The organism is Azospirillum tabaci (assembly GCF_014596085.1).
In the GTDB taxonomy this organism is placed as follows: domain Bacteria; phylum Pseudomonadota; class Alphaproteobacteria; order Azospirillales; family Azospirillaceae; genus Azospirillum; species Azospirillum tabaci.
This window is the reverse complement of the sequence record NZ_JACCJY010000003.1, coordinates 261,851-279,395: the sequence shown is the minus strand read 5'-3', so window position 1 is coordinate 279,395 and position 17,545 is coordinate 261,851. Positions and strand designations below refer to the sequence as shown.

The 17,545-nt window shown below is 69.1% G+C and carries 12 protein-coding genes; 6 read left to right on the top strand and 6 right to left on the bottom strand.

Annotation, left to right across the window (positions count from 1 at the left end):
- Positions 1–2 precede the first annotated feature (2 nt).
- Positions 3–1,487 (bottom strand): tetratricopeptide repeat protein, encoded by a 1,485-nt coding sequence (locus tag H0B54_RS06340; protein ID WP_188259667.1) that lies wholly within the window; start codon positions 1,485–1,487, stop codon positions 3–5.
- Between the two features lie 222 nt (positions 1,488–1,709).
- Here H0B54_RS06340 and H0B54_RS06335 point away from each other — a divergent pair, with 222 nt between their 5' ends.
- Positions 1,710–2,267, top strand: a complete 558-nt coding sequence (locus H0B54_RS06335; protein ID WP_188259666.1) for a hypothetical protein — start codon at positions 1,710–1,712, stop codon at positions 2,265–2,267.
- A gap of 58 nt (positions 2,268–2,325) precedes the next feature.
- Entirely contained in the window at positions 2,326–2,538 is a 213-nt protein-coding gene (locus H0B54_RS06330) for a hypothetical protein (RefSeq protein WP_188259665.1), read from the top strand.
- Between the two features lie 117 nt (positions 2,539–2,655).
- Here H0B54_RS06330 and H0B54_RS06325 read toward each other — a convergent pair whose 3' ends face one another.
- Entirely contained in the window at positions 2,656–3,282 is a 627-nt protein-coding gene (locus H0B54_RS06325; RefSeq protein ID WP_094302560.1) for an ATP-dependent Clp protease proteolytic subunit, read from the bottom strand.
- Positions 3,283–3,543: 261 nt separating this feature from the next.
- On the opposite strand from H0B54_RS06325, the gene H0B54_RS06320 reads away from it, so the two are divergent.
- Positions 3,544–4,404, top strand: coding sequence for a glycosyltransferase family 2 protein (locus H0B54_RS06320; protein ID WP_188259664.1), 861 nt, complete (start codon positions 3,544–3,546; stop codon positions 4,402–4,404).
- On the opposite strand, the gene H0B54_RS06315 is transcribed toward H0B54_RS06320, so the two are convergent.
- On the bottom strand, positions 4,362–5,177 hold the full coding sequence (locus H0B54_RS06315) for a phosphodiesterase (protein ID WP_188259663.1): 816 nt from the start codon (positions 5,175–5,177) through the stop codon (positions 4,362–4,364). The two genes, H0B54_RS06320 and H0B54_RS06315, sit on opposite strands and share 43 nt — an antisense overlap.
- A 167-nt stretch (positions 5,178–5,344) precedes the next feature.
- Here H0B54_RS06315 and H0B54_RS06310 point away from each other — a divergent pair, with 167 nt between their 5' ends.
- From H0B54_RS06310 to H0B54_RS06300, 3 genes are all read left to right on the top strand, one after another.
- A complete protein-coding gene (locus tag H0B54_RS06310; protein ID WP_188259662.1) occupies positions 5,345–5,713 on the top strand; it encodes a hypothetical protein in 369 nt (122 codons plus the stop codon).
- A 142-nt stretch (positions 5,714–5,855) separates the two neighbouring features.
- Positions 5,856–6,989 carry an efflux RND transporter periplasmic adaptor subunit gene (locus H0B54_RS06305; protein WP_188259661.1) on the top strand — a complete coding sequence of 378 codons (1,134 nt, stop codon included), beginning with the start codon at positions 5,856–5,858 and terminating at the stop codon, positions 6,987–6,989.
- A gap of 4 nt (positions 6,990–6,993) precedes the next feature.
- Positions 6,994–10,116, top strand: a complete 3,123-nt coding sequence (locus H0B54_RS06300; protein WP_188259660.1) for an efflux RND transporter permease subunit — start codon at positions 6,994–6,996, stop codon at positions 10,114–10,116.
- Between the two features lie 202 nt (positions 10,117–10,318).
- Here H0B54_RS06300 and H0B54_RS06295 read toward each other — a convergent pair whose 3' ends face one another.
- From H0B54_RS06295 to H0B54_RS06285, 3 genes are all read right to left on the bottom strand, one after another.
- A complete protein-coding gene (locus H0B54_RS06295) occupies positions 10,319–11,299 on the bottom strand; it encodes a transglutaminase family protein (RefSeq protein WP_211109208.1) in 981 nt (326 codons plus the stop codon).
- Positions 11,277–13,808, bottom strand: coding sequence for a circularly permuted type 2 ATP-grasp protein (locus H0B54_RS06290; RefSeq protein ID WP_343068909.1), 2,532 nt, complete (start codon positions 13,806–13,808; stop codon positions 11,277–11,279). Before H0B54_RS06290 ends, H0B54_RS06295 begins: the two co-directional genes overlap by 23 nt.
- A gap of 191 nt (positions 13,809–13,999) precedes the next feature.
- Complete coding sequence (locus H0B54_RS06285) at positions 14,000–17,344, bottom strand: transglutaminase family protein (protein ID WP_188259659.1); 3,345 nt, start codon at positions 17,342–17,344, stop codon at positions 14,000–14,002.
- Positions 17,345–17,545 lie beyond the last annotated feature (201 nt).

Genomic DNA, 17,545 nt, shown 5'->3' with positions numbered 1-17,545 from the left:
GCTCACACCGTGGGGAAGGGCAGGCCGTGCCGGGGATGGGCGCGGTCGTGGATCAGGGCGCGGTCGCGGATCATCGGCCAGACGATGCGGCGCAGGAACCGGTGATCCTGTGCCCGGTCCGCCTCGGCGGCGGCGTGGCGCTCGGCCAGCGGCAGCAGGTCGGGCAGCAGCCCGGCGACGCCGCCCCAGTGACCGCCGGACATCACCTCCGTGTGCAGCACCCCGTCGCGCAGAACGTGGAAGGGCAGGCCTGAAGCGACCCAGGCATCGACGGCGGCCTTTCCGTCGGCGGACGGCAGCGCGTCCCAGTCGCGGCACAGGAAGCGGGCCACCGTAGAGTCGTCGGCCGCGGTCAGCCGCCAATAAGGACCGCCGGTCGACGCGTCGGCGGCCACCGCCACGAGGTCCGCCCCCGCTGCGGCGAGTTCGGCCAACCGGTCGGCGGCAATGGCGCCGTCGTGATAAACCCGGCAGACCCAGCCCGCATACAGCGCCACGGTTTGCCGCAGAATCTCCGTCGGGTCGTGGGCGCCGGCGGGCTGGCCGCTCCACAGGCTGAAGGCGATGACGTTGTGCCGCCGCCGCTCCGCCCCGCGTGGCAGGGCGGGCAATGAGGGCAGGGCGGGCGCTGTGTCGATGGCCGTCCGGTCCTTCAGCTCCAGCGCGCGTTCGCCCCAGACGGCGGCCTCGTCCTCCCTCCCGAGAAGGGCAAGGGCGACGACAAGCCGGTCGATGGCGTCGAGATGGCGGGGGTCCAGGCGGGCGGCCCGCTCCAGCGCGCGGACGGAGTCTTCCAGCCGGTGCACACCCCCCAGTGCGATCCCCAGATTGAAGGCGGCGGACGGAAAATCCGGCGTGATGGCCAGGGCGTTGCGGTAGGCGAGGGTGGAATCCTCCCGCAGTCCCATGGCGAACAGGGCGTTGCCGTAGAGAAAGGCGACGTCGGCGTCAAGCGGCAGCAATTCCGCGGCGCGGGCCAGCGGGCGGAGGGATTCGGTGCCGCGTCCCTGCTCCACCAGAAGGCGCCCTTCCTCGTGGCGCAGCGCGCCCAACCGCTCCACCGCGATGGTCAGGGCGGGGGTGGACGCGACGGCTCGCTCCAGGGCGGTGACGGCCCCGGCGGAGCGGCCCAAGCTGCGCAGGGCGTTCGCCATGTCGGTCCAGGCTTCCGCGAAATCGGGCTGGAGGGCGACGGCGCGCCGGTAGTCGTCCACCGCGCCCTCCGGTTGCCCGAACGAGCGGCGGATGTTGCCGCTGTTGGCGTGCATGTCCGCTGCCTCGGGCCTCTGGGCGATGGCGCGGGCGATCAGTTGCAGGCCAAGCGCCTGCTCCCCCACCTGCCCGGCCAGGACCCCCAGAAAATGCAGCGCGTCCGGCTGCTCCGGGTCCACATCCAGGACGTGGTGGTAGAGCTGCTGGGCCTCGGCCAGCCGGCCGGCCAGATGATGGTCCAGGGCGAGCGTCAGCGCTTCCGCGATCGTAGCCATGCATACAGGCTTAAGCACCCCGGCGCCCCTCCGCAAGCGTCACGGCTGTGAGAAGGGTAGGCGGCGGCCCCAATGGTCCCGAAATGCGAAGCTTTGGTGCCGGAAACAGCCTGTAGGATTTTGTCCTTTGGCATAGCCGGAAAAAAGGTGAACGAACCCTTTACAATGCACGAGTGCGGCTGCAATATATGGTCTGGATTGTCCATTCATCGGTGTAATGTCATGAACGTGGCCATCGCCACCGCAACGGCTGCAAGGCCGTTGGCCTTCATGACGGCCCGCAGCAGCGACGCTGTTGAAACCGGGGCCGACACCGGGACTCCGCCCGCAAAGGACCCCGTCACCGGTCAGTCCGAACCTCTTTCCGGACGCTACACGAAAACCGCGTACCGCTACGACGCCGACGCGTCGCGGCTGGTGCTGCTGTTCCGGAGCCCGGAGGACGGGGCGACCCTCGACCAGATTCCGACCGAGGCGGCCCTGCGGCAATACCGCGAAGCGCAGAAGGACCGGAAGAGCGGCAAGGCGTCGCTTGAGCTTCTCGTCGGTGGTTCGGACGGGCAGGACCAGCGGAACGGCACCGGGCCGAGCGGAAGCTCCGGCAACGGAGCCCCCGTGCACCGGTGGGCCCCGGGCCATCCCGGGACCGGCGCGGGCCGCTCCGGCGTGTCGCAGGGGACTTCCGCGCCGACGCAGCCGGTGGTAGCCTCAGCCCCAATGACGACCCACGCGGCTGCCGCCCCCTCGGCGGGGTCCGGTTCCGTCAACGTGGTCATCTGACCGGCGGAAGGCGGACGCTGTTCCGTCCGCCGACTTTTCCTTGTGAAGGCATCCTCCGATGGCTCTCGATGTTTCATCCTCCACTCTGGGCGCTGCGATCGGTTTGCGGCAGGCGCAGGGACAGATCGATTTCGGCGTGAAAACGCTGAATCAGACCGCGCAGCAGCAGGATCAGGCGATCGCCACGCTGCTTCAGGGCGGCTCGGACGGCTCCTCGGCCGGTGGCAACGTCACGGCTACGCGTGGGCAGAATGTAAACATCGTCGTGTAAGCGGTTGCTCCGCTTGGCTTGTCTCGACGGTGCGAGCCATGCCGCTGTCCACAGAACGGCGGCCATAAAAAAAGCCCCTCTCGCTGGAGAGGGGCTTTGTGCGTTCCGGAGGAGCGCTTACTTCAGCTCGTCAAAGGACTCGATGACGTGGCTGACGATGCCGTACTCGCGGGCTTCGTCGGCCAGCATCCAGTAGTTCCGGTCGGTGTCCTTGGAAACCTTCTCCACCGGCTGCCCGGTCTCGCGCGCGATGATGCGGTTCAGGCGCTCACGCATGCGGATGATTTCCTTCGCCTCGATGGCGATGTCCGTCGCCCGGCCACCGGTGCCGCCCAGCGGCTGGTGGATCAGGAAGCGGGTGTTCGGCAGGCAGAAGCGGTCTTCCTTATTCGCGGCCAGGAAGATGTGGCAGCCGGCGCTGGCGACCCAGCCGGTGCCAAGCATCTTCACGCGCGGCTTCACGAAGCGGATCATGTCGTGAATGGTGTCGCCCGCCTCGACGTGGCCGCCGGGGGAGTTCACCACGACCGTGATGTCGTCGTTGCTCTCGTGGGCCAGAGCCAGCAGCTGGGCCGAGACGGCCTGCGCCAGCTTCATGTCGATCTGCCCGAAGATCAGCACCGTGCGCGCCTTGAACAGGTTCGACTGCACGGCAGCGAACGGCGGCGGGGCGCTTTCCTTCGACTTCTCGTCCGGCTCCTGCTCGGGTTCGTCGTCGAAGCGGGTGTATCCGTCTTGCGCCATCGTTTTTGAACTCCCTGAGGTCGGCGTGTCTACCGGGGGGCTTTGGCTTGCGGGGGCCTGGGATGTCGGATGGGGACCGAACCACGCCACTCGTGTCTCCACATAGCCCGTATCGGTTCCTTGTTCAACGGGCCGCGACGCCAAATCCCACCCCGGCGCCGTCATAGTCACGCTCAGGCTATCCGTATCGGCGCGGTTCGCCGCTTGCACGCCCCCGGAAAGGAGCGGCACACTGCCCCTTGCACAATCGGAGGACGGTGCATGGATGGGGACAGCGGGAACGGCGTCTCGGTCATCATTCCGGCCTACCGCGCGCAGGGCACCATTGCCCGCGCCGTGTCCAGCCTCTTGGCGCAGAGCGTTCCCGATTGGGAAGCGGTGGTGGTCAGCGACGACGGCGCCGACTACCGCGCGATCCTGGAGGCCGCCGGCATCGTCGACTCGCGCCTGACCTTCACCGGAACCGGCCGCGTCGGATCCGGCGCCCCGGCGGCCCGCAACGCCGGTCTGCGCTGCGCGCGCCTGCCGCTGATCGCCCCGCTGGACGCCGACGACCGGTTCGAGCCGGACCGGCTGGCGCGGCTCGCCCCGCTGGCGGCGGCGCATGGAGCGGCGGCGGACAATGTCGCGGTGGTGCGCGACGGCGACGGTTCTTTTCTCTCCATCCTGTTCCCGCCCGGTGCCGGGATCACCACGCTGGACGCCGCGGCCTTTCTGGAAACCTCCGTGCCGATGTTCTTCGTGGTCCGCCGCGATCTCGTCCCCGGCTGGGAGGAGGGCGTCGACTTCTGCGACGACGTGGTCTTCAACGTCCAGGTCCTCGACCGGGTGGGCCGCCTGCCGCTGGTGCTGGAACCGCTGTATGAGTACCGGCAGCGGGAGGGGTCGATCACCTGCTCCGCCGACAGCGGCACGCGGGCCGACCTTTGCTACCGCCATGTTCTCGGCCGCTTGGCCGGCGATGGGCTGCGGATCGCCGACGCCGCGCTGCGCCGCCGCTTCGCCGCCGCTCTGGAGGCCAAGCGTGCCTTGAACGCGGCCTACATGGCCGCGCACGCCGCCGGACGCTGCGCCAATTTTCAGGAGTTCCTGGCCTTGCGGGAGAACTCCCTGCCGGGATAGGCGCCGATCACGCTCAGGTGCGTGACCACCGCGCCATCCTGAGTGAAGAGATGGAGGGCGAGCGCGGATGGCTCGTCCGTCCAGCGGTAGGGCGGCTCCGGCGCCAGATCCAGCGCGATCTGATAAGCCACCGATGGGGCGACGTAGCCGTGCGTTCCGTTCCAGGAGACGGCGGTCTGGCGGTGGGTGTGGCCGCACAGCACGGCCCGGACGTTCGGACGGCTGCGCACCAGCCGCCCCAGTTCCTCCGCGCCCTCCAGGCAGCGCAGCGTGTCGAGGAAGGCCAGCCCGGTGTCGAAGGGCGGATGGTGAAGCGCCAGCACGGTCGGCCGCTCCGGCTGCTCGGCCAGACGCTCCGCCAGCCAGGACAGCCGGTCGGCGCACAGGCCGCCCACCGCCGTGCCGGGACTGACCGAATCGAGCATCAGGATGCGGACCGGGAACTCATCGACCGCGTAGTGGATGAACGAGCCCTCCATGGGCATCCAGCCGGTGCCGGCGAAGGTCCGGCGCAGCCCCACGCGGTCGTCGTGGTTGCCCGCCAGCACGCGGAAGGGAATGGCGAGCGGTTCCAGCAGGGCGGACAGCGCCTCGTACTCGCCGGGCTTCGGTCCGTTGACGAGATCCCCTGTGATCAGGACCACGTCGGGGCGCGGCGCCATCGCGTTCAGATGGGCCACCGCGGCGGCCAGCCGGGCGTTCGTGTCGTAAGCGGTTGTCGGGGCGGTGCCGGGGGCCGTCACATGCAGGTCGGACATCTGGGCGATCAGCATCGGGCACCCCTTGGGACGCGAAGGTCGGAAGGACCAAGGATTGTCACATCGCCGATTTTCCGGATGTCTTCAAGAGTCCAACCAGAGCAAAACTTCCTTTACGCTTCCGTGACAGGCTGAGCCGTCGGTCGAACGACAGCCTTGCCGCCACTTCATCGGATCGGGGAATGAGCGCGTCCACCTCCGCCTGCTTGCTCGCACGATTGCTGGCGTCCGGGAAGTTCTGGTTGAAGCGCGCCCGCATCGAATGCCCGGACCTCGGGGAAGGCACGCCGCCACCCGGAGCGGACGGGGTCTTGCTGGCCGACGTTCGCATTGAAGGCGATCGGATTCGTGCGGTTCTACCGGCGGGCGAGGCGCCCTGCTGCGCGCCCGGCCTTTGCCTCGATGGCGGACCGGTTCGTCCGCGCGGCTGCTGCAATGCGGTAGGCCCCGGTCAACCCGCTGATTTGACGATGATTCTTCCCGATGGCGCGCGGCTGGACATGGAAAAGGGCCGCGTCGTGCAACCCGAACCGCCGCGCTCCCGCGCCTGAACCCTTGCAACCGTCTCGACTCCGGAACTGAACTGAACGATATAGTTCAGTTTACCGCCCGCCCATCACAGCGGCCCGGTTGACACGAAACGCCCCGCACGCCCGTCCGGCGGGCCGGCGGGCCTGTGCGGGTTCCGTATCCATGCGCCACACGCTTCGCATCGTCGCCCTTCTGGTCCTGGTCGCTCTCGGCGGCGGCGCCTATTGGTACTTCGTCAAGCAGGGCGGAACCATCAACACGCTTCTCGCCGGCAAGGTTCCGTCTCCCGGCGGCGCGTCGTCCGGTGCGCCGGCGGCGGGTGGACCACCGGGCGGCACCCCACCGATGCCGGTGGAGGCATCGGCGGTCAAGACCGGCACCGTGTCGCGCCAAGTCACCGCGGTCGGCTCGCTGCTGTCCAGCGAGTCGGTGGTCATCCGGCCCGAGGTGGCGGGCAAGGTCTCCGAGATCGCCTTCCAGGAGGGGCAGGCGGTGAGGAAGGGAGCGGTGCTGATCCGGTTGGACGACTCCATCGCCCGCGCCACGCTCGCCCAGGCGCAGGCGAGCATCGCCTTCTCCCGCGCCGAGCTGGCCCGTGCCGAGGAGCTGTACCGCCAGCGCACCGGCCCCGCCCGCAACCGTGAGCAGGCGCTCGCCAAGCTCCAGTCCGACGAGGCGGCGGTGCAGCTCGCCAAGGCGCAGTTGGAGAAGCTGACCCTGACCGCGCCCTTCGACGGCGTGCTGGGCCTGCGCAAGGTCTCGGTGGGCGACGTGGTGGCCGCAGGCAAGGACATCGTGAATCTGGAGGCCATCGACACCCTGAAGCTCGATTTCCGGGTGCCGGAGCTGTATCTGCCGACCGTCCGCACCGGCCAGACCCTGAAGGTCGCCGTGGACTCCTTCGGCGGGCGGACCTTCGACGGCACGGTCTACGCCATTGACCCGCTGGTCGATGTGAACGGCCGCGCCGTGGTGATCCGCGCCCGCGTCCCCAACAAGGAGGGCGCGCTGCGCCCCGGCCTGTTCGCGCGGGTGGCCCTGACGCTGGACCAGACCCCGAACGCCGTGCTGGTGCCCGAACAGGCGGTCAGCGCCTTCGGCAACAAGCAGTTCGTCTTCAAGGTGGTGGATGGCAAGGCGGTGCAGACCACGGTCACGCTGGGCGAGCGCCGCAACGCCGAGGTGGAGATCACCGCCGGCCTGCAGCCCGGCGACGTGGTGGTGACCGCCGGCCAGTTGAAGATCCGTGACGGCGCCCCGGTGGTGGTCATCAACAACAAGCCGGCGGGGAGCTGAGCCGATGGTCCTCTCCGACATCTCCATCCGCCGGCCCGTCCTGGCGACGGTCATGAGCCTTGCGCTCATGCTGATCGGCATCGTGTCCTACCAGCGCCTGTCGGTGCGCGAGTATCCGAAGATCGACGAACCCGTCGTCACGGTGGAAACCACCTACAAGGGCGCGTCGGCCGAGATCATCGAAAGCCAGGTCACCCAGATCCTGGAGGACTCGCTGTCGGGCATCGAGGGCATCGACGTGATGTCCTCGATCAGCCGCGCGGAGAAGAGCCAGATCACCCTGCGCTTCCGCCTGGACCGCAACGTCGACACGGCGGCCAGCGACGTGCGCGACCGCGTCGGCCGCGTGCGCGCCCAGCTTCCCAACGAGATCGACGAGCCGGTCATCGCAAAGGTGGAGGCCGACGCCCAGCCGATCATCTACCTGGCATTCTCGTCCGACCGCCATTCGCCGCTGGACGTGACGGACTTCGCCGACCGCTACGTCAAGGACCGCCTGCAGAACCTGCCCGGCGTCGCCCAGGTGCGGATCTTCGGCGAGCGGCGCTTCGCCATGCGGCTGTGGCTCGACCCGCAGCGCATGGCCGCCTACCGCGTCACCCCGCAGGACGTTGAGAACGCGCTGCGCAAGCAGAACGTCGAGATCCCGGCGGGCCGCGTGGAGAGCAAGGCGCGGGAGTTCACCGTCGTCTCCGAGACCGACCTGCGCACGCCGGAGGAGTTCGACCGCATCATCCTGCGCGACGACGGCGGCTATCTGGTCCGGCTGAAGGACGTCGGCCGGGCCGAGCTGGGGGCGCGGGACGAACGGGTCAGCGCCCGCTTCAACGGGCGCGGCGCCGTCGCCATCGGCGTGGTGAAGCAGTCCACCGCCAACCCGCTGGACGTGTCCAAGGCGGTGAACGAGGCGCTGCCGAAGATCCGCGCCGCCCTGCCGGAGGGCATGGGGGTGGATGTCGGCTACGACAGCTCCGTCTTCATCGCCAAGTCGATCGACGCGGTGTTCAGCACGATCTTCGAGGCCATCGTCCTGGTCGTGCTGGTCATCTTCGTCTTCCTGCGCAGCTTCCGCGCCACGCTGGTGCCGCTGGTGACCATCCCGGTGTCGCTGATCGGCGGCTTCGCGCTGATGTACGCCTTCGGCTTCTCGGTCAACACGCTGACGCTGCTGTCCATGGTGCTGGCCATCGGCCTCGTCGTGGACGACGCCATCGTGATGCTGGAGAACATTTACCGCCACATCGAGGAAGGCGTGCCGCCCTTCCAGGCGGCGTTGCAGGGGTCGCGGGAGATCGGCTTCGCGGTCATCGCGATGACCATCACGCTGGCCGCGGTCTACGCGCCCATCGGCTTCATGACCGGGCGCACGGGCCGCCTCTTCTCCGAGTTCGCGCTGACGCTGGCGGGGGCGGTGATCGTGTCGGGCTTCGTCGCCCTGACGCTGTCGCCGATGATGTGCTCGAAGCTGCTGAAGCACCAGACCAAGCACAACGCGCTCTACAACGCCATCGAGCGGCTGCTGAATGGGCTGACCAATGGCTACCGGTCCATCCTCCGCCTGTCGCTGAAGGCGCGCCCGCTGGTGCTGCTGGTCGGTGCGGTGGTGGCGGGACTCAGCTACACGCTGTTCACCGGGCTCAAGTCGGAGCTGGCGCCGGTCGAGGACCGCGGCACTATCGTCGGCATCGCCATCGCGCCGGAGGGCTCGACGCTCGACTACACGGAAAGCTACGCCAAGCGGATGGAGGACCTGTTCCGCCAGATCCCCATCGTCGAGAAGTTCTTCGTCGTGGTCGGCTTCCCGGTGGTCAACCAGGGCATATCCTTCGTCCGCCTGATCGACTGGGACGAGCGCGACGTGAAGCAGCAGGCGATCACCGCCCAGCTCTTCCCCAAGATGTTCGGCATTCCCGGCATCCTGGCCTTCGTCACCAACCCGCCGTCGCTGGGGCAGAGCCCGGTGGACAAGCCGGTGAACTTCGTCATCCAAAGCTCGCTGCCCTACGACGAGCTTCAGAAGATGGTGGACGGGCTGATGGCGGAGGCGCGGAAGTTCCCCGGCCTGACCAACCTCGACACCGACCTGAAGCTGAACAAGCCGGAACTGCGCATCACCATCGACCGCGACAAGGCCGCCGACCTCGGCGTGGATGTGGAGACGGTGGGCCGCACTCTGGAGACCCTGCTGGGCGGGCGGCAGGTCACCCGTTTCAAGAAGGAGGGCAAGCAGTACGACGTGGTGGTCCAGGTCGGCGACGTCGACCGCCGCAACCCGGACGACATCGCCTCCATCTACGTCCGCGGCACGCCCACCATGGCGGCGGAGGCGGGCGTCGCCACCAGCACCGGGGCGATGATCTCGCTCGCCAACCTCGTCCGCATCGAGGAGCGAGTGGCACCCAAGGAGTTGAACCACTTCAACAAGCTGCGCTCCGTCACCATCACCGCCACGCTGGCGCCGGGCACCTCGCTGGGTGAGGCGCTAGGCTATCTCCAGGAGGCGGCGAACCGGGTGCTGCCGGCCACCGCCCAGACCGACTATGCGGGGCAGAGCCGCGAGTTCCGGGAATCGGCGACAGGCCTGTATTTCGTCTTCATCCTGGCGCTGGCCTTCATCTATCTGGTGCTGGCGGCGCAGTTCGAGAGCTTCATCGATCCCTTCGTGATCATGCTGACGGTGCCGCTGTCGATGACCGGCGCGCTGGCCGCCCTGCATTTCACCGGCGCGACGATGAACGTCTACAGCCAGATCGGGTTGGTGACGCTCGTCGGCCTCATCACCAAGCACGGCATCCTGATCGTGGAGTTCGCCAACCAGCTCCAGCGCGAGGGGGTGGACATCCGCAAGGCGGTGGAGGAAGCCGCCGTGCTGCGCCTGCGCCCGATCCTGATGACCACGGGCGCCATGGTTCTGGGCGCCGTGCCGCTCGCCAACGCCCATGGGGCGGGTGCGGAGAGCCGGCAGGCCATCGGCGCGGTGATCGTCGGCGGCATGCTGCTGGGCACCTTCCTGACGCTGTTCGTGGTGCCGACGGTCTACAGCTACATCGCGAAGAAGAAGCCCCTCCCGGCGGTGGACGGCTCCGCCAGCCACCCCACGGGCGCGCACCCGCAGCCGGCGGAGTGACCATCCGGCCAAGGGGTTGCATCTCATAAGCGGTGTGAATGGAAGCGAAGTCCCCTCTCCCCTCTGGGGAGAGGGTTTAGGGTGAGGGGGATGTGCGTGGCGGTACGTCCGGCAAAAGCACAACCCCCTCACCGGCCCTCCGGGCCACCCTCTCCCCGGAGGGGAGAGGGCTGGAAAGACCGAACATGACGGCCGCACCGTATCAGGGCGCCCCGTCTTCCTCCAGCGGCTCGACATCGACGCTGACGGACAGCGTGTGGCCGGCGGCCCCCATCAGGACGCCGCGGGCAGGGCTGACGTCGTCGTAGTCGCGGCCCCATGCGATGGTGATGAAGTCCTGGTCGGCGCGGCGCGCGTTGGTCGGGCAGACGTCGATCCAGCCGGCCTCGGCGCCGCACCAGACGGACGCCCAGGCGTGGCTGACGTCGGCGCCGACCAGACGCGGGCGGCCTGGCGGGGGCAAGGTGCGCAGATAGCCAGAGACGTAGCGGGCGGGCAGACCCACGGCGCGCACGCAGCCGACCACGATGTGGGCGAAGTCCTGGCAGACGCCGCGGCGGTGCCGCATCACCTCGGCCATCGGGGTGGCGATCGTCGTCGCCGTGGGGTCGAAGGTGAAATCGTCGTGGATGCGCTGCATCAGGTCCAGCGCGGCCTCCGCTGCCGGGCGGCCGGGCGTGAAGGACAGCGCGGCGTAGTCCTGCAGCGTCGGGCTGGCCGCCACCAGCGTGCTGTCGAAGCGGTACTGGACCACCTCCGCCCCGTCCTCCGGTCCGGTCAGGCCGCCCAGCGCATCGCGCACATGCTCCCAGGATGGGGTTAAGGCGGCGTCCAGCGTCGGGGGCGGGCCGACCTCCACCTCGCTCTCCGCCGTGACGACCAGTTGCCGGTGCGGCTCCTGCATCGCGACGTAGGTGACGGTGTTGCCGAAATAGTCGGTGTGCGACGACTGCACCGCCGGACCCGGCAGGATGGTCAGCGCACATCGGCGGACGCGCTGGCGCGGGTGCGGGCGGGCCGTTAGGTGCAGCAGATGGTGCGACACCGACACGTCCTCGGCATAGTCGTAGCGGGTCGTGTGGCGCACGCGGAAGCGCACGCCGAATCCGTCGCCGGAGTGCTCATCGGCGGGGGCCGCGCCGGCTATGGTCGGGGAGAGGTCAGGCCGGTCGGGCGAAGGCATGGCTGAAATAGGCGTGGGTCAGGAGGTTGGAAATCTCAGGCAACGACAGGGCGAGCGAGTCGAGCAGCGTGTGCAGGGCGGCGCCCGAGTCCAACGCGTCCGGCGCGCGCAGCGAGGCGCGGGCGGCGCCCAGGATCGAGCGGGCCGAGGCGGCCGTGTCGCCCGGCACGGCCTGCGAACCGCTGGGCAGGGCCGCCACATGCCGTTCCAGCGCCGCCAGCTGGAAATCCAGAGCGCGCGGGTTGGATTCGTCGGCCAGCAGCAGCTCCAGAACCGGGCGGCGGCGCACGCTGGTCAGGTAGCGGGACCGGTAGGTCATCACGCTTTCCCCCAGCTCCAGCAGCACGCTCAGCGTCGCCACCTGGACCGGCTCGTCCTGGCGGTCGAGGGCGTGGACCTGGATGCCGCGCATCACCGAGATGATGTGGAGCGCCCGTTCGATGCGCCGCCCGATGTCGAGGAACCGCCAGCCCTGGCCGCGAGTCATGCTCTCCTGCTCCAGCCCGGCGATGGCGGCCAGGCAGGTCATCAGGTCGTCCAAGCGCAGCAGCATGGCGGCGGCGTCGAGCTTGTGCGGCGGTGGCTGGCTCTGCCGCTCCAGCATCGTGACCACCCGCCACATGTCGAGCGACAGGCGGTCGCGCACCGAATAGGCGGTGCGGTGCACCCGTTGCACCTGGGCGCGAAGGCTGTTGGGATGGTCCGGATCGACGACGGAGCTGTAGAGCGCCGCCCGCAATGCCCGTCCGCCGCCGAGCGCCGTAACGCGCGTCAGGTCCCAGGGGATCATGCCCTCCCAGGCCATCAGATGGAGCAGTGGGCGGAGCTGAAGCGACGCGCCCGGCACGTTGCCGTCGGTCAGGCGGGAGTGGGTGGAACGGAGCAGGCGCACCGTGCCCTCCGACCGCTCCGCGTAGCGGCCCAGCCAATAGAGGCTGTCGGCGACCCGGCTGGGCAGGTCGGCGGAGGCCGCCTTGGGCGCCGGCTGCGGCTCCTGGGCCGGCTGCGGACGCGGCATCGCCGGGGTGGCCTCGGCCCGGCGCCCGGACAGGATCCAGGTGTCCTTGCTGCCGCCGCCCCGTTGCATGGAGACGACGAGCTTCCCGGATTCGGTGGACACGCGGGTCAGGCCGCCGGGCATGACGGTGTAGCTGCCGTCCGGACGGGCGCAGAGGAAGACGCGCAGCACCAGCGGGCGCGGCTGCAGCCGACCGCCCTGCCAGACCGGCGCCGTGGACAGGGCCAGACGCTCCTGCGCGACGTAGCACCAGGGGCGGGCCTTGATGCGCTCGACCAGCGCGGCGCGTTCCCCCGCCGACAGGTCGGCGCCGAAGATCGGCTCGAAGGACAGCGACGGGAAGGCCGGCTTCACCACCAGCCCGTCCAGATGCTCGATGACGTAGGCGCGCTCGTCGTCGTTGCCGCACCACCAGACGGCGACACCCGGCATCTTCAACTCTTCGCCCAGCAGATGGCGGCAGAGCATGGGCAGCGACGGCTTGACCGCCATGGATTCCATGAAGCCGGAGCCGAGCGCGTTCGCCACCACCACGTTGCCGGCGCGCACCGCCTCGATCAGCCCCGCCACGCCCAGCGAGCTGTCGGCGCGCAGCTCCAGCGGGTCGGCGAAATCGGCGTCCAGGCGGCGCAGGATGACGTCCACCGGCTCCAGTCCCGACAGGGTCTTCAGATAGACCTGACGGTCGCGCACGGTCAGGTCCGCCCCCTCCACCAGCGTGATGCCGAGGTAGCGGGCCAGATAGACGTGCTCGAAATAGGTTTCGTTGTAGGGGCCGGGCGTCAGCAGAACGATGCGTGGTTGGTCGCGGCGCGGGCTCAGCGACAGCAGCGTCTCCTTGTACGCCTCGAAGAAGGGGGACAGGCGCTCGACCTGGCAATGGCGGAAGCTGTCCGGCAGGACCTTCGCCATCACCGCCCGGTTCTCCAGCGCGTAGCCGCTGCCGCTCGGCGCCTGGGTGCGGTCGGACAGCACCCACCAGCGCCCGTCCGGCGCGCGGGCGAGGTCCGCCGCGTAGAAATGCAGGTGGATGTCGTTGGGCACCGCAATGCCGTGCACGGCGCGGCGGAATCCGGGATCGGCGTGGATGACCGCCGGGGACAGCCGTCCGCTGCGCGTCAGGGTCTGCGGCCCGTAGATGTCGGCCAGCACCGCGTTCAGCAGCGTGGCGCGCTGGATCAGCCCCGATTCGACCGCCTTCCACTCGTGGGATGGAATCAGCAGCGGCACCATGTCGAGCGGCCAGGGCCGCTCCATCCCCTTGGGATCGCCGTAGATGTTGTAGGTGACGCCGTTCTGGTGCAGCAGGCGCCGCGCCTCCTCCCACCTCTCGGCCATCAGCTCCGGGTCGAGGGGACCCAGCGTGCCCATGAAGGTCTGCCAGTGCGGGCGCAGACGGCCCTGCCCGGTGACCATCTCGTCATAGACCTCGCCGCGGCCATAGCCCATGGCGTCGGCCTCGCCGAACAGCGACCCCTGGAGGAACGGCACCGGACGCAGCCCCGGTGGAGGGGGCGCGCTGGGGTCAAGAAAGGGCGAATCGCGGTCGGCCAAGGTTCGGATCGTACGTTCACGGCGGTGCAATGCGCAGCAAGTGTGAACGCCCGGTCCCGCCGATGCAAGCGGCGCATCGGCGCCCCCCGGCCGAAAGGCGTATTCCGGCCGGGGGCGGGGAGGACCGGTCAGCCCTGCCGCAGGTCCAGGGTCATCGGGAACTGCGGGTTGCGCTCCTCCGCCGGGGTGTCCATCGGGCCGGGGGTGTGGCCGAAGGGGAAGAAGCGGGCGAGGCGCCGCCCCTCCGCCTCGTTGGCGTTGACCGGGAAGGTGTCGTAGTTGCGCCCGCCCGGATGCATGACGTGGTAGGTGCAGCCGCCGATGGAGCGGCCCGCCCACAGGTCGAGGATGTCGAAGACCAGCGGCGTGTGCACCGGGATGGTGGGGTGCAGGCAGGAGGGCGGCTGCCACGCCCGGTACCGCACGCCGGCGACGAACTCGCCCTCCGTCCCCGTGGGGATCAGCGGCACGCGGCGGCCGTTGCAGGTGATGGCGTAGCGCGCGTCGGTCAGGCCGGTGACCCGCACCTGCACCCGCTCGACCGAACTGTCGACGTAGCGCACGGTGCCGCCGCCGCCCGGCTCCTCGCCCAGCACGTGCCAGGGCTCCAGCGCCATGCGCAGCTCCAGCGAGATGCCGCGCTGGTTGACGTGGCCGTAGACCGGGAAGCGGAAGTTCATGTGCGGGTCGAACCAGCGCTCCTCGATGGGATAGCCGTGATCGCGCAGGTCGGCGACGACGTCCGCGAGATCCTGCTGCACGAAGTAGGGCAGCATGAAGCGGTCGTGCAGCTCCGTCCCCCAGCGCACCAGCTTGCCCCTGTAGGGAGCCTTCCAGAAACGCGCGACCAGGGCGCGCAGCAGAAGCTGCTGGGTCAGGCTCATCTCCGCGTGGGGCGGCATCTCGAAGGCGCGGAACTCGACCAGACCCAGCCGCCCGGTCGAGCTGTCCGGGGAGTAGAGCTTGTCGATGCAGAATTCGGCGCGGTGGGTGTTGCCCTGCACGTCGGTCAGCAGGTTGCGCAGCACGCGGTCGACCATCCAGGGCGGGCAATCGCCCGTCGCGGCGGCCTTGTCGATCTGGTTGAAGGCGATTTCCAGCTCATAGAGCGCGTCGTCGCGGGCCTCGTCCACGCGCGGCGCCTGGCTGGTCGGGCCGATGAACAGGCCGGAGAAGGCGTAGGACAGCGACGGGTGGTTCTGCCAGAAGGTGATCAGGCTGCGCAGCATGTCGGGCCGCCGCAGGAAGGGGCTGTCCGCCGCGGTGGCGCCGCCCATCACCACATGGTTGCCGCCGCCGGTGCCGCAGTGGCGTCCGTCGATCATGAACTTCTCGGCACCCAGGCGCGACTGGCGGGCGTCCTCGTAAAGCTCCAGCGTGTTGCGGACCAGCTCGTTCCAAGTGTGCGAGGGATGGATGTTCACCTCGATCACGCCGGGGTCGGGGGTGACGGCCAGCGAGTTCAGGCGCGGGTCCTTCGGCGGCTGGTAGCCCTCGATCACCACCGGCATGTCCAGCTCGACCGCCGTCGCCTCGATCTCCGCCAGCATCGCCAGATAGTCCTCCAGCGTGTTCATCGGCGGCATGAACAGGTGGATGCGGCCGTTGCGCGCCTCGCAGGTCAGGGCGGTGCGCACCACCCACCAAGCGGACTTGCCGTGGTCCGGCATCTCGCTGCGCACCTCGGCCATGGCGCGCTGGACGCGTTCGTTGCGTCGGGAGGCGTCCTGCCGTTCGGCCTGCTCACGCAGCGCGTGCTGGCGCAGCGGCACCCGGTTGGGCGGCAGCGGCGCCCGCTCCTCGAACGGGTCGGTCTCCCAGGAGTAGGGATAGTCCTGCGGCGCCACCCAGGGCAGCGAGCCGAGCGGCAGGCGGTAGCCGACCGGGCTGTCGCCCGGCATCAGCAGCAGCCGTTCCTGGCGCAGCGGCCACGCGCTGGACAGCCACACCGGCCCCTGCTGGGTCATCTTGCGGTTGATCGGCAGGGCGAAGCCCACCGGCTCGTTCAGGCCGCGGGTGAAGACGTGGGCGAGACGCGCCCGCTCCTCCTTGTCCTCCAGCTTGCTGTCCAGCGGATCGACGTTGACCGGCAGCAGCGATTCGCGGCGCAGGTAGTGCCACGGGTCCTCATAGGCCGCCAGCACCAGCGCCGGGTCCAGCCCCAGCTTCTTGGCCAGCGTGACCAGGAAGGCGCCGGCATCCTCCGCCGTGTGGCCGTAGTCGGTGTCCTCGCGGGCCAGCAGGTCGCTGTTCGCCCACAGCGCCTCGCCGTCGCGGCGCCAGTAGACGGTCATCGCCCAGCGCGGCAGCGATTCGCCGGGATACCACTTGCCCTGGCCGAAATGCAGCAGCCCGCCCGGCGCGAAGCGATTGGCCAGCCGGTGCACGAGGTCGGCGGCGAGCTTGCGCTTGTTGGGCCCGAGCGCCGTGGTGTTCCACTCCGCCCCGTCCATGTCGTCGATGGACACGAAGGTCGGCTCGCCGCCCATGGTCAGGCGCACGTCGCCGGCGACCAGTTCCTCGTCGATGCGGTGGCCGAGCGCCTCGATCCCCGCCCACTGCTGGGGGGTGTAGGGCTTGGTGACGCGCGGCGCCTCATAGATGCGGGTGACCGACATCTCGTGCCCGAACTCCACCTCGCACTCGTCGATGAGGCCGGAGATGGGGGCGGCGGACGAGGCGTCGGGCGTGCAGGCCAGGGGGATGTGCCCCTCGCCGGCCAGCAGGCCGGATGTGGGGTCGAGGCCGACCCAGCCGGCGCCGGGCAGGAACACCTCGGTCCAGGCGTGCAGGTCGGTGAAGTCGGCCTCGGGACCGGACGGGCCGTCGAGCGCCTTCTGGTCGGCGGTGAGCTGGATCAGATAGCCGGAGACGAACCGCGCGGCCAGACCCAGGTTGCGCAGGATCTGCACCAGCAGCCATGCCGAATCGCGGCAGGACCCGGTGCGTTTGCCCAGCGTCTCCTCGCAGGTCTGGATGCCGGGCTCCAGGCGGATGACGTAGCCGATGTCCTTCTGGAGCCGCTGGTTGATGTCGACCAGGAAGTTGATGGAGGCCGCCGGTTCCCGCGAAATGCCGGTCATGTAGTCGGCGAGCAGCGGACCCGGCTCCTCGACCTCCAGATAGGGGCGCAGTTCGCGCTCCAGCCAGGGCTCGTAGGCGAAGGGGATGGTTTGGGCCTTCTCCTCGAGGAAGAAGTCAAAGGGGTTGATCGCGGCGATCTCCGCGACGAGGTCGACCTCCACCACGAACTCGCGGGTTTTTTCCGGGAAGACGAAGCGGGCCTGAAAATTGGACTGCGGGTCCTGTTGCCAGTTCAGGAAATGGTGCTTCGGGGTGACGCGCAGCGAATAGCTGAGGATCGGGGTGCGGCAGTGCGGGGCCGGGCGGAGCCGGACGATCTGTGGTCCCAGATTGACCAAACGGTCGTAACGGTAGACGGTCTTGTGGTTGAGAGCGACGTGGATCGCCATGAAGTTCCACCCGTTGTCTGCGCTGGCCGGTCCCTGCGGCCCTCCGCCGCACGGAGAGGGCATAGTACCATCGAAGAGTTCGCGCAGACCAGAGCGCCTTCGCAGACGCGGCACGAACTGGTTGCACAAAAAACAAGCAGATGCATATTGGATCGGTTGCGCCTTTCATCGCCGCACGGACCGCCTTATAAAGGGCGATCT